The sequence below is a fragment of the Xanthobacter sp. 126 genome (assembly GCF_000526175.1).
GTDB classification, from domain to species: Bacteria; Pseudomonadota; Alphaproteobacteria; order Rhizobiales; family Xanthobacteraceae; genus Xanthobacter; species Xanthobacter aminoxidans.
Genome location: NZ_JAFO01000001.1, coordinates 3,371,598 through 3,384,001, shown reverse-complemented (window position 1 = coordinate 3,384,001; position 12,404 = coordinate 3,371,598). Strand labels below are relative to the sequence as shown.

12 protein-coding genes are annotated in these 12,404 nt (G+C 68.1%); 3 read left to right on the top strand and 9 right to left on the bottom strand.

All coding sequences use genetic code 11. The features are described 5' to 3' along the window. The first annotated feature begins 14 nt into the window (after positions 1-14). The gene (locus XAN126_RS0116100) at positions 15-971 is read left to right on the top strand and encodes a cation diffusion facilitator family transporter (protein ID WP_024279616.1); all 957 of its coding nucleotides are present in this window, start codon (positions 15-17) and stop codon (positions 969-971) included. Between the two features lie 29 nt (positions 972-1,000). Here the strand turns inward: XAN126_RS0116100 and XAN126_RS0116095 are convergent, their stop codons facing one another. The 6 genes from XAN126_RS0116095 to XAN126_RS0116070 all read right to left on the bottom strand — a co-directional run bounded on the left by XAN126_RS0116095 (position 1,001) and on the right by XAN126_RS0116070 (position 8,263). Continuing rightward, the gene (locus XAN126_RS0116095; RefSeq protein WP_024279615.1) at positions 1,001-1,231 is read right to left on the bottom strand and encodes a formate dehydrogenase subunit delta; all 231 of its coding nucleotides are present in this window, start codon (positions 1,229-1,231) and stop codon (positions 1,001-1,003) included. Then, positions 1,221-2,087, bottom strand: a complete 867-nt coding sequence (gene fdhD / locus XAN126_RS0116090) for a formate dehydrogenase accessory sulfurtransferase FdhD (protein ID WP_081762664.1) — start codon at positions 2,085-2,087, stop codon at positions 1,221-1,223. The genes XAN126_RS0116095 and fdhD overlap by 11 nt, the downstream gene beginning before the upstream one ends. A gap of 68 nt (positions 2,088-2,155) precedes the next feature. Beyond that, the gene (fdhF, locus tag XAN126_RS0116085) at positions 2,156-4,987 is read right to left on the bottom strand and encodes a formate dehydrogenase subunit alpha (protein ID WP_024279613.1); all 2,832 of its coding nucleotides are present in this window, start codon (positions 4,985-4,987) and stop codon (positions 2,156-2,158) included. A gap of 17 nt (positions 4,988-5,004) precedes the next feature. Then, a complete protein-coding gene (locus tag XAN126_RS0116080) occupies positions 5,005-6,567 on the bottom strand; it encodes an NADH-quinone oxidoreductase subunit NuoF (RefSeq protein WP_024279612.1) in 1,563 nt (520 codons plus the stop codon). Then, positions 6,567-7,061 carry a formate dehydrogenase subunit gamma gene (locus XAN126_RS0116075; protein ID WP_024279611.1) on the bottom strand — a complete coding sequence of 165 codons (495 nt, stop codon included), beginning with the start codon at positions 7,059-7,061 and terminating at the stop codon, positions 6,567-6,569. The genes XAN126_RS0116080 and XAN126_RS0116075 overlap by 1 nt, the downstream gene beginning before the upstream one ends. 272 nt (positions 7,062-7,333) lie before the next feature. Continuing rightward, positions 7,334-8,263 carry a LysR family transcriptional regulator gene (locus XAN126_RS0116070; RefSeq protein WP_024279610.1) on the bottom strand — a complete coding sequence of 310 codons (930 nt, stop codon included), beginning with the start codon at positions 8,261-8,263 and terminating at the stop codon, positions 7,334-7,336. Between the two features lie 274 nt (positions 8,264-8,537). Between XAN126_RS0116070 and XAN126_RS28425 the strand changes: the two genes are divergently transcribed. Both XAN126_RS28425 and XAN126_RS26435 read left to right on the top strand, forming a co-directional pair. Further along, positions 8,538-8,699: a hypothetical protein gene (locus XAN126_RS28425; RefSeq protein ID WP_155982333.1), complete on the top strand. Its 162-nt coding sequence runs from the start codon at positions 8,538-8,540 to the stop codon at positions 8,697-8,699. 396 nt (positions 8,700-9,095) lie between these two features. Beyond that, positions 9,096-9,776 (top strand): DUF2865 domain-containing protein, encoded by a 681-nt coding sequence (locus XAN126_RS26435; protein ID WP_245272380.1) that lies wholly within the window; start codon positions 9,096-9,098, stop codon positions 9,774-9,776. Between the two features lie 3 nt (positions 9,777-9,779). Here XAN126_RS26435 and XAN126_RS0116055 read toward each other — a convergent pair whose 3' ends face one another. From XAN126_RS0116055 to XAN126_RS0116045, 3 genes are all read right to left on the bottom strand, one after another. Then, complete coding sequence (locus tag XAN126_RS0116055) at positions 9,780-10,190, bottom strand: DUF1801 domain-containing protein (protein WP_024279608.1); 411 nt, start codon at positions 10,188-10,190, stop codon at positions 9,780-9,782. A gap of 48 nt (positions 10,191-10,238) precedes the next feature. After that, positions 10,239-11,564, bottom strand: a complete 1,326-nt coding sequence (locus XAN126_RS27250) for a hypothetical protein (protein ID WP_024279607.1) — start codon at positions 11,562-11,564, stop codon at positions 10,239-10,241. Between the two features lie 144 nt (positions 11,565-11,708). Beyond that, entirely contained in the window at positions 11,709-12,263 is a 555-nt protein-coding gene (locus XAN126_RS0116045; RefSeq protein ID WP_197024119.1) for a DUF1134 domain-containing protein, read from the bottom strand. Positions 12,264-12,404 lie beyond the last annotated feature (141 nt).

The window sequence follows — 12,404 nt, the reverse complement described above, 5'->3', positions numbered from 1 at the left end:
CATGGAGGCGCGGCATGGCATCCCATCAGAGCGATCCGGATCACGACGACCACGCCGACCATTCGCAGGGCAACGGTGGCCACGGCCATTCCCACGCCCCGCCGGATTCGCTGCGGGCCTTCGCCATCGGCGCCGGGCTGAACCTTGGCTTCGTCGTCATCGAGGCGGGGTTCGGCTTCATGTCCGGCTCGCTCGCCCTTCTGGCGGATGCGGGCCACAATCTCTCCGACGTGCTCGGCCTGCTGCTCGCCTGGGGCGCCGCGTGGCTGTCGCGACGGGCACCCACGCCCAAGCGCACCTACGGCTACGGCCGGTCCTCCATCCTCGCCGCGCTCGCTAATGCAACGCTGCTGCTCGTGGCGACCGGCGGCATCATCCTGGAAGCCTTCGGCCGCCTCGCGAATCCCGCGCCCATCGAGACCGGAATGGTAATGATCGTGGCGCTGGTGGGCGTCGGGGTGAACATCAGCACGGCGCTATTGTTCATGGCCGGACGCAAGGGCGACCTGAACGTGCGCGGGGCGTTCGTGCACATGGTAGCGGACGGCGCGATTTCGCTGGGGGTGGTCATCGCCGGTGCGGTGATCGCGCTGACCGGCTGGCTGTGGCTGGACCCCGTGGTGTCGCTGGCGATCTCCGTCGCCATCATCGCGGGCACATGGGGGCTGCTGCGGGACAGCGTGAACCTCGCCATGGACATGGTGCCGGCGGGCGTCGACGCGGCCGAGGTGGAGGCCTATCTCGCCGCGCGGCCGGGCGTGAGCGAGGTGCACGACCTGCACATCTGGGGCCTCAGCACCACCTCGGTGGCGCTCAGCGCCCATCTGGTGCGGCCCGGCGCGACGCTGGACGATGATTTCCTGTCGGAGACGTGCGCGGAACTGAAAGCCCGCTTCGGCATCGTCCACCCGGTGCTGCAGGTGGAGGAGGGTCGCATGCAATGCGCCCTCGCGCCGAGGGACGTGGTGTAAAGCCGATCGCCCGCACGAGGCGGGCGAAGTCAGGCCGCCTTCGGCGCCTGCAACCCTTCCAGTGCCTCTCGGGCGATGGGCTGAAGTCCCTCGCCGCCGTGCGCCACATGCTCGGCGATCTTGGAGCGCATGCGCGGGTCCCAGAACTTCTTGATGTGCGTGCGCGTCGCCTCCACGGCCGCCTCGTGCTTCTGCGCGGCGAAGGCGGTGGCGATCTGGTTGGCCATATAGACCAGCTTCTCGGTGGAGTTATGCGACATGGTCCCGTTCCGATGAAGCGGGCGCGATGCGCCCGGGATGGGTGAAAATCTCGAAGCCGTCATCGCGCACGATGGCGGCAAGGGTGATACCCGCTGCCTCCGCCGTCCGGATGGCGAGGGAAGTCGGGGCGGACACCGCGGCGATGACGCCCACGCCCAGCACCGCCGCCTTCTGCACCATCTCGATGGAGACGCGGCTGGTGAGCAGCAGCAGGCCGCGCGCGGTGTCGAAGCCGGCGTCGGCAGCCATGCCGACGAGCTTGTCCAAGGCGTTGTGGCGGCCCACATCCTCCGCCAGCGCGAGGATGCCCCGGCCGGGCTCGAAATAGGCGGCGGCGTGCACCGCGCGGGTCTCGCGGTTCAGCGCCTGAAGCGGGCCGAGGGTGGCCATGGCGCCCAGCACCACGTCCGGCGCGAAGACGGCCGTGGCGGTGACATGGGCGGCGGGCTTCACCGCCTCGGCGAGGCTCTCCACCCCGCACAGGCCGCAGCCGGTGGGGCCGGCGAGCGCCCGGCGCCGGGCGGAGAGATGCTTCATCTTCTCCTCGGCGATCCACATGCGCGCCTCGATGCCCTCGTCGACGACGATCACATCGCGGGAGAGGATTTCCTCCTTCGCCGCGACGATGCCCTCGGTAAGGGCGAAGCCCAGCGCGAAGGCGGCGATGTCGGTGGGGCTCGCCATCATCACCGCATGGGTGGTGCCGTTGAAGGTGAGGGCGACCGGCACTTCCTCCGGCACCGCCCGGGTGCCGGAGGAGACCTGCCTGTCCCGCAGCTGCACACGCTCCACCCGCCGCGCCGAAGGGGGCGCGGGGAGGTCAGCAGGCAGGGGGCAGGCAGGCTCGTCGGTCATCTCGTCCATTCAGATGGGAACACCTGAGGGCACCCGGAAGGGGGAGCAGGGGGCGGTGCCCCCGGCCCTCACTCCGCCGCGATGCGGCGGCTGGTGCGGCTGAGGTTCTCGTACTCCTCCTGCCACTGGGTCGGGCCGTTGGAGGGCGAGACCTGCACCGCCGTCACCTTGTATTCGGGGCAGTTGGTGGCCCAGTCCGAATAGTCGGTCGTCACCACGTTGGCCTGCGTCACCGGGTGATGGAAGGTGGTGTAGACCACGCCCGGGGCGACGCGATCGGAGATCACGGCACGGAGCGAGGTGGAGCCGGCGCGGCTGTCCAGCTTCACGAAGTCGCCGTCGCGGATGCCGCGGACCTCGGCGTCGTGGGCATGGATCTCCAGCACGTCCTCCGGGTGCCAAACCACATTCTCGGTACGCCGGGTCTGGGCGCCCACGTTGTACTGGCTGAGGATGCGGCCGGTGGTGAGCAGCAGCGGGAAGCGCGGCCCGGTCTTCTCGTCGGTGGGCACGTATTCGGTGAGCATGAACTTGCCCTTGCCGCGCACGAAGCCGCCGATGTGCATGATCGGGGTGCCTTCCGGCGCCTTCTCGTTGCAGGGCCACTGCACCGAGCCCATCTCGTCGAGCAGCTTGTAGTTCACGCCGGCGAACGAGGGGGTGAGCGCCGCGATCTCGTCCATGATCTCGCCGGGGTGGCTGTAGGTCATGGGGAAGCCCAGGGCGTTGGACAGCATCTGGGTGACTTCCCAGTCCGCATAGCCGTTCTTCGGCGCCATCACCTTGCGGATGCGCTGGATGCGGCGCTCGGCATTGGTGAAGGTGCCGTCCTTCTCGAGGAAGGAGCAGCCCGGCAGGAAGACGTGGGCGTAGTTGGCGGTCTCGTTCAGAAACAGGTCCTGCACCACCAGGCACTCCAGCGCGGCAAGGCCGGCGGAGACATGCTTGGTGTCGGGGTCGGACTGGAGGATGTCCTCGCCCTGCACGTACATGCCCTTGTAGGTGCCTTCCACGGCCGCATCGAACATGTTCGGGATGCGCAGGCCCGGCTCGTCATCGAGCCCGACGCCCCACAGGGCCTCGAACGAAGCGCGGGTGGCGTCGTCCGAGATGTGGCGGTAGCCCGGCAGTTCGTGCGGGAACGAGCCCATGTCGCACGAGCCCTGCACGTTGTTCTGGCCGCGCAGCGGGTTCACGCCCACGCCGTTGCGGCCGATGTTGCCGGTGGCCATGGCGAGGTTGGCGATGGCGATGACGGTGGTCGAGCCCTGCGAGTGCTCGGTCACGCCCAGGCCGTAATAGATCGCGCCGTTGCCGCCGGTGGCATAGAGCCGGGCGGCGCCGCGCACCGCGTCAGCCGGAACGCCGGTGTACTTCTCCACCGCCTCGGGGGAGTGGCGCTCCTCGGCGACGAAGGCGGCCCATTCCTGGAACTCTTCCCAGTCGCAGCGCTCGCGCACGAACTGCTCGTTCACCAGACCCTCGGTTACGATGACGTGGGCCATGGCGGTGACGATCGCCACGTTGGTGCCGGGGCGCAGCGGCAGGTGGTAGGCCGCCTCGATGTGGGGCGAGCGCACCACGTCGGTGCGGCGGGGGTCCACCACGATCAGCTTGGCGCCCTGGCGCAGCCGCTTCTTGAGGCGCGAGCCGAACACCGGGTGGCCATCCGTCGGGTTGGCGCCGATGATGAGCACCACGTCGGAGGCTTCTACGCTGTCGAAGTCCTGTGTGCCGGCCGAGGTGCCATAGGTCACCGACAGACCGTAGCCGGTGGGCGAGTGGCAGACGCGGGCGCAGGTGTCCACGTTGTTGTTGCCGAAGCCGCCGCGGATCAGCTTCTGGACGAGGTAGGTTTCCTCGTTGGTGCAGCGCGAGGACGTGATGCCACCCACCGAGCGCTTGCCGTACTTCTCCTGGATGCGCTTGAACTCGGAGGCGGCGTAGGCGATCGCCTCCTCATAGCTCACTTCCTTCCACGGCTCGTGGATGGAGGAGCGGATCATGGGCTTCAGGATGCGGTCCTGGTGGACGGCATAGCCATAGGCGAAGCGGCCCTTGACGCAGGAATGGCCGCGGTTCGCCTTGCCGTCCTTGTAGGGCACCATGCGCACCAGCTCGTCGCCGCGCATCTCGGCCTTGAAGGTGCAGCCCACGCCGCAATAAGCGCAGGTCGTCACCACCGAATGCTCGGGGGTGCCGATGTTGTACATGGCCTTCTCGTTCAGCGTCGCGGTCGGGCAGGACTGCACGCAGGCGCCGCAGGAGACGCACTCCGAGGAGAGGAAGCTCTCGTCCATGCCGGGCGAGACGCGGCTGTCGAAGCCGCGCCCGGAGATGGTGAGCGCGAAGGTGCCTTGAACTTCCTCGCAGGCGCGGACGCAGCGATTGCAGACGATGCACTTCGACTTTTCATAGGTGAAGTAGGGGTTGGACTCGTCCTTCCCGAGCTTCGTGTGGTTCTCGCCCTCATAGCCGTAGCGCACGTCGCGCAGGCCGACGACGCCGGCCATGTCCTGCAGCTCGCAGTCGCCGTTGGCGGAGCAGGTCAGGCAGTCCAGCGGGTGGTCGGAGATGTAGAGCTCCATCACCCCCTTGCGGATCTTCTTGAGCCGCTCGGTCTGGGTCTTCACCACGATGCCGTCCGCCACCGGCGTGGTGCAGGAGGCGGGCGTGCCGTTGCGGCCCTCGATCTCGACGAGGCACAGGCGGCAGGAGCCGAAGGCGTCGAGCATGTCGGTGGCGCAGAGCTTGGGGATCTGGTTCCCCACTTCCATCGCGGCGCGCATGATGGAGGTGCCTTCCGGCACCTGCACGGTCATGCCGTCGATGGTGAGCGTGACCAGCTTCTCCGACTTGGAAGCCGGCGTGCCGTAGTCGATTTCATGGACGAGCGACATGGGGCGTTCCTTTACGGTCATTCGGCCGCGACCGGGAGCTTCGGCGTGGCGCCGAAGTCTTCCGGGAAATGGGTGAGGGCGCTGACGACGGGGTAGGGCGTGAATCCGCCGAGCGCGCAGAGCGAGCCGAGCTTCATGGTGTGGCAGAGGTCTTCCAGCAGGGCGAGGTTCTCAACGCGCTTCTCGCCGGCGACGATCTTGTCGATGGTCTCGACGCCACGGGTGGAGCCGATGCGGCAGGGGGTGCACTTGCCGCAGCTCTCGTGGGCGCAGAACTCCATGGCGAACTTGGCCATGTGGGCCATGTCCACCGTGTCGTCGAACACCACGATGCCGCCATGACCGATGAGCGCGTCCTTGGCCGCGAAGGCCTCGTAGTCGAACGGCGTGTCGAACTGGTGCACCGGCAGGTAGGCGCCGAGCGGCCCGCCCGCCTGCACCGCCTTCACCGGACGGCCGGAGGCGGTGCCGCCGCCGATCTCGTTGACGAGCTCGCCCAGCGAGATGCCGAACGCGGTCTCGAACAGGCCGCCATGCTTGATGTTGCCCGCGAGCTGGATGGGCATGGTGCCGCGCGAGCGGCCCATGCCGAAGTCGCGATAGAACTTGCCGCCCTTGTCGAGGATCACCGGGACCGTGGCGAGCGAGACGAGGTTGTTGATGACGGTGGGCTTACCGAACAGGCCCACATGCGCCGGCAGCGGCGGCTTGGCGCGCACCAGGCCGCGCTTGCCCTCCAGGCTTTCCAGCAGCGAGGTCTCCTCGCCGCACACATAGGCGCCGGCGCCCATGCGCATTTCCATGTCGAAGGAGACGCCGGAGCCGAGGATGTTGTCCCCGAGCAGCCCCGCCATGCGGGCCTTCTCGATGGCCTTCTCCATCACCACGAAGGCGAGGGGATATTCCGAGCGGCAATAGACGAAGCCCTTGGTCGCGCCCACGGCGAGGCCGGCGATGGTCATGCCCTCGATGAGGCAGTAGGGGTCCGCCTCCATGATGAGGCGGTCGGCGAAGGTGCCGCTGTCGCCCTCGTCGGCATTGCAGACGATGTACTTCTGGTCGGCCGGGGCAGCGGCGACCGTGCGCCACTTGATGCCGGTCGGGAAGCCGGCGCCGCCGCGGCCGCGCAGGCCGCTCTCGAACACCTCTTCCACCGTGCCGGACGGCCCCAGCTCCAGCGCGCGCTTCAGGCCGCGATAGCCGCCGTGCGCCTCGTACTCCGTGAGGGAGAGCGGGTCGATGATGCCGATGCGGGCGAAGGTGAGGCGGGTCTGCTTCTTCAGCCAGGGCAGCTCATCCACCACGCCGATGCACTTGGGATGGTCGGCGCCATGCAGGAAGCCGGCGTGCAGCAGCTCGTCCACCTCGGCGGGCGTGACGGGACCGTAGCCGATGCGGCCACGCTCGGTCTCGATCTCCACCAGCGGCTCCAGCCAGAACATGCCGCGCGAGCCGTTGCGGGTGATGTCGGCGGTGATGCCACGGGCGAGAAGGCCGGCTTCAAGCCGCTTGGCGACGCGGTCGGCGCCGCAGGCGATGGCGGTGGCGTCGTTGGGAACGAAGATGCGGGGGGACTTCATCACACCTCTCCGAAGTGCTTGCTGGCGGCGACGCACTCGGCGATTTCGTCCACCGTGGCGCGGTCGAGGCGGCCGACCAGCTGCCCGTCCACGAGGGCGGAGGGGGCACAGGCGCACAGGCCGAGGCAGTAGATGGGCTCAAGCGTCACGCGGCCGTCGGCCGAGGTCTCGCCCATGGAGACGCCCAGCTTCTGCTCCGCATAGGCGGTGAGGGCAGTGCTGCCCATGGACTGGCACGCCTCGGCGGCGCAGAGCTTCACCACCGTGCGGCCCGGCGGCTCGCGTCGGAAGTCGTGATAGAAGGTGAGGACGCCGTAGACCTCGGCGCGGGAGAGGTTGAGCGTCTCCGCGATCATCGGCACCACGGGATCGGGCACGAAGCCGAACGTCTCCTGCAGGGCGTGCAGGATCGGCATGGTCGCCCCGTCGAGATGCTTGTGCTCCGCGATCACCTGCGCTGCGCGCTCGGTGCTCCAATCCTCATAGACCGCCATGGACGTCTCACTTTCCCCAACTGACCGAGGCCGCGTTGCCGCTGCTTCGTGTTGCTTGGGGGAAAGTGTGTCATACGCGGCCCTTCAATCAAGGCAGCTGTGGGATGTTGCGATAGAACATCTCTATCAAGCGGCGCCCGTTCGAGACGCGCCGGAACCGGAAATCAAGGCGCTGGCCTGCGTCATTCCGGTCAGTCTGGGATGGTTCTTGGTATATTGATCGTGTTTTTCTATGCGGACACGGTTTTGGGAGCGGCCATGGCCGCCCCGAATTATTGCATCGCAGCAATTGCCGGGTCGGTCACCGTGGCCTGCTCCAGCTTCGGAGCGATGCGTCGCGCTTCCGCTACGAGAGCTGCCGTGATCGGCGTGGTCGGCTCGCGATGGGGCACCACGAGGCCGATGGAGTGGGAGATGTCCGGTTCCAGAATCGGAATCGACCGCACGGTGGAGGTCAGCCCCAGCGAATCCGCGAGCATGGCCGGCATCACGCTCGACCAAAGCCCCGTGCGCACATGGGTGAACAGCACGATCATGGAATTGGATTCGAGCGTCGGCTTGTGGCTGGCACCGGCGGCGGCGAGGAGATTGTCCACGATGCGCCGGTTCTGCATGTCCGGGGTGAGGAGGGCGAGCTGCAGCTCCGCCACTTCCGCCCAGGTCACGCTCTCCCGGTCGCCGTACTTGGCATCGGCGGCCGTCACGAGGCGGTAGCGCTCGCGATAAAGCGGCACCGTGTTCACCCGGCCGAGCGGCTCGTTGTCGAGATAGGTGAGGCCAGCGTCGATCTCCAGATTTTCCAGGTGGTTCAGGATTTCGATGGAGGTGCGCGAGATCACCGTGAAGCGCACGTCCGGATGGCGGGCGCGGAACGGGGTCGTCAGCGCCGCCACCATGGGCAGGGCCGTGGGAATGGCGGCGATGCGCAGGGGGCCGGCGAGGCCGCGCTTCAGCGCGTCGATGTCCTGACGCATGGCGCGGGAATCGGCCACGATGCGCCGCGCCCATTCCAGCGTCCGCTCGCCCTCGGGGGTGAAGCCCATGAAACGGGAGCCGCGCTGCACCAAAAGCACCCCCAGCGTGTCCTCCAGCTGCTTGATTCCGGCGGAGAGGGTGGGCTGAGTGACGCCGCAGGCTTCGGCGGCCCGGCCGAAATGACGTTCACGGGCAAGAGCGATCAGATATTCGAGCTTGTCTATCATGCCGCCATATCAGTGCGCCGGGCGGTGGCGCGCAAGGCGGCTTCGTTGCCGCACCGCAGCGCTGGCGAAGGTCATCCACTGCCACGGCGCGAAATGGGAAACATCGCTGCCGTCGGCGGTGGTAGGCGGAAGGTGCATTCGCTGAGTCGCACAACCCCTCCTCTCGCGAACGTGACCTTAAGCACAGGAACCGTCCACCATGAATTAAGGTTATATTAGGGATGGTGATGGTGCGGCGGACCATCAGCCGGAATCGGGGAGAGGGAGTCCCGAGATGCCCCGCGTAGCCAATGGGTCTGTTCTGATTTCCGTGGTCGTGATGCTGTTCGCCACCCTGCTGGTGGCGACGCCTACCCTTGCCTTCCTGACGCATCCGCAGGAGCGCCCGTCCGAAACGCCCAGGCCGCCTGTTCGCAGCGTATCCGCATTCGCCTGAGATCATATCGCGATGGAACTTGTGCGTGGCTTGCGCGGCCAGGCTTCCGGGCGATACCGCACGTCCTGAGCCCCATGCCCCGGGGCATCTTCACGCGTGGGGAACCGCGCCAAATTCGATACCAGCGCCTTCGGCCCGAGCGTCCGCTGCCCTGAACGGCATCCAACGCCGGGCGGAACGATCGGAGCGCCGCCATTGTCTTGGGCCTGAGCGGGCATCTCGCCAGCCATGGCCTCGAGACGGCTCGCGGTCGCGCGGAGACGCCTGGGATGCGAAGAGCCTGGGATGGGGTGGAAAATGGCAGAACAATCGGGGCAAGGTGCACCACAGGCCGAAAATACTGGCGCGCGTGCGCTTCCATCGGCACGCGGCCGGGAGGACGGGCTGGTGGCGCTGATGGTGGCCTTCGCCTTGGGCCTCGCGCTGGCGCTCGTGCCCTTCGGCAGCGATGCCAGAGCGCAGTCGCGGGGGATCTTCCCCTCGCATGGCGGGTCGCCCCTTACGGACTTTTTCTCAGCCTTGTTCGGCGCTCGCCCGACCTATCGGTCCAGCGAGCAGCCCCGCATCATCGTCACCCCGCGCATGCTTGATGCGGCACCGGGCTACAGCGGCGGTGGCCACGGCTACTGCGTGCGCACCTGCGACGGGCGGTATTTCCCGCTCGCCGGCCGCGCCGGGGTGGAGAAGAGCGATCTCGCTCAATGCGCCGCCTTCTGTCCGGCCGCGAAGATGACCGTGGTGAGCACCTCGGATCCCGCGCGCGGCATCGACGGAGCCGTCACCCGCGAGGGCAAGCCCTATTCGGAACTGCCCAATGCCTATGTCTACCGTCAGCGCCTCGTCGAGGGTTGCACCTGCAACGGCAAGGTTGGCGGCCTCACCCATCTGGATGTCATGGAAGACCCCACGCTGAAGCGCGGCGATGTGGTGATGACCGCCGAGGGCACCCGCGTCTTCACCGGCAAGACCAAGGGGCCGCCCTATCGCGCGGCGGACTTCGTCGAGCCGTCCCGTTTCCCCGAGTTGCCGCGCTCCATGCGGGCGCGCCTCGACGAACTCACGGTGGCCTCGCGATAGGCGTTACCGGCGCTTCGATGCCTGCCGGGCGACGTTGAGGGCCACGGCGGCCCGAATCAGGGCCTTGAACGCCTCGGGCTCCACCTCTTCCCCTTCGTGAATGTCGATGGCCCGGCGGGTGCCGCCGCCGAGGCCGGCATTGAAAAGCCCGCTCGGATCATCCAGCGCCGCGCCGTGGGCGAAGGTCAGCTTCACATAGGTCTTGTAGCCCTCCCCGGTGCAGAGGATACCGTCATGTTCCCATGTGGGCACGCCGGACGGATTGGTGGGCTTCACCCACTTCACCGCCTCGGTCACTTGCGGATCGGCCTCGTGGATCAGGGCGCGCACGCGGGCGAGGGCGTCGCCGCGCCACTCCTTCAGTCCCGCAATCTTCGCGTCGATGCGGGCCGCAGGGGAATCGAGGTCGCTCATTCATCCTCTTCGGCTGTGCGAGAGGCGGATCGTGTCCGACCGGATGACTTAGACGGCCGCCCGGCTGCGCGCGGATTTGCGATTGCGACGGACGGTGCCATCGGAAGGTACGGCATTGGCTTCGATCGCCGGAGCCTCGCCCGCGGACGCCTCTTCTTCGGCGCTGCCGTCGGCCGGATCGAGCAGGGCACGGATGCGCGCGGCAAGGTCGCCCGCGGCGCCCTCCGCCACGGCCTGGCGGATGGGCGAGCCATTACCCTCCAGCCGGGCGGTGAGGGCGGCAAGGCGCGCCGCGAGGTCGGTCATGCTTTCGCGCAGGATCGCGTTGCCAGCGCCGTCGGCAGCAGCGACTTCGCTCGCCAGCGGGGCGGGCACCGCGCTGCCGTCGTCCCGGCGGCGCTGCACGGCCTCTTCCATAAGGGCATGGTCGGCCTTGAGCATGCGCAGGGCATCCTCAAGCCGCCGGTTCTCGGCCTCGGCCGCGACGAACTCGCTGGCGCGCCGCTGCTCGAAGGCGTGGACGACGGAGCGGTTGGCGTCGAGGTCGACCTCCGCCGTAGCGAGGGTCTGGGCGAGCCGGTCGCGCTCGGCCTCCAGCGCGGCGATGGTTTGAGCCCGCGCCTCGCTCTCGACCACCTTGAGGGCGAGGGCTTCCTGCGCCTCGGTGAGATCGGTGGAAAGTTCGGTCGCAGCTTGGGCCGCGATGGCGCGGGCCTCAAGGGTGGCGGCGCGCTCGGCTTCAAGGGTGGCGGACGTTTCCTCGAGCCGGCGGGCGGTGTCGGTGAGGCGCGCGCTGAGGCTCGCCACGTCCGCTTCGATGGCGGTAACGCGAGTGCGGGCGGCGGCAAGCGCCTCCTCGCGGGCCTTCAAAGCCTCGGCCTGGGCGCGGGCATCCCCGGTGAGGGTGCCGTGGGCGGCTTCCAGTGCGGCGAGGGCGGCGACCCGATCCGCCAGCGCCTCTTCCAGGCGGGCGACAGTGGCGGTGCGGTCGGCGAGTTGGTCCTGCGTCTCGCCCAAAAGCACATCGCGCTCGGCGCTGGTGGCTTGCAGGAAAGTGTGCTGCGCCTGGAGGGTCTTCAGTTCGCCCTCCAGCTCGAAGGTGCGCTGGCGCTGGGTCTCGATGGTGGCGGCATTGGCGACGATGGTGTCGCGCATGGCGTCGGATTGCAGTTCCAGCCGCCGCTGGTTTAGGGCGAAGAACGCGCGCTGCTGGTCCTTGTCGGCCTGCACCTCGAAGATGGAGATAGGCACCGCCGCCTCCACCCTTTTGGTGGTGAGCCGGACGGCCCGGTGCCAGACCGCGGGCAGCACGAGCAAAGCCACGAGCGTTGCGATCAGCACGCCCAGCATGAAGTACATGATCTGCTCGATCACGCGCGCACTCGCCCTTTGCCTAGAGGCCACATCGGCGGAGCCGCCCTGCGACCGAGCCTTCCGCCCGCCGTCGCAGGCGGGCGCCAGCGCCATTCATGCCATGGCCCGCGCGCGCGTGCCAGCGCCGTCAGGCCCCCAATGCGATCAGAAGGGGTTCCAGGTGGGATTGGGGGTGAACTTGAGGTAGCCGAGATTGGCCCCGAGGCGCACGCCCACGCCCGAGCGGATCGGAACCACCACGATCCCGTCGGCGCCGAGCGCGGTCATGCCGAATCCCGCGACGAGATAGGCAGAACCGGAAATGCCGCCGAAGCGGCGGAAGATGTCTTCCACGCTCTTGAGATTGTAGACGAGGATCATGGTGCGGGCGCCGTCGCCGCCGAAGTCCCAGCCCACCGAGGGGCCCTGCCAGTAGACCTTCAGGTCGCCAGCGTTGCGGGTGTAGAGCACGCCCTCGCCGTAGCGCAGGCCGCCGATGAAGGCGCCGGCGCCCTCCTGGCCGAGGATGTAGCCGTTGGGCTGGCCCCACTGGCCGACCGCCTTCTCGATGGACAGCGCAAGCCCGCGGGAGACGCTGCCGAAGAAGGAATGGCCCTTGCTCACCAGTTCGTTGGTTGAATAGTTCTGTGGCGCCGGCCCCTGTTGTGCGGCGGCCGGGGTGAGCCCGGCGGCGAGCGGCAGCCCAGAGACAACGCCCATGGCGACCGCGAGTGCGCGGGCGGTCTTCAGGAGGCTCCGGGGGAAGCGGACAGAAGAGAAGCGCACGGAAGCAAAGCGCATGGGGTCTCTCGCGGTGGGCTTCGGCCGGAGGGCTTCAGCGGGCGGGCGGTGAAATTCGCA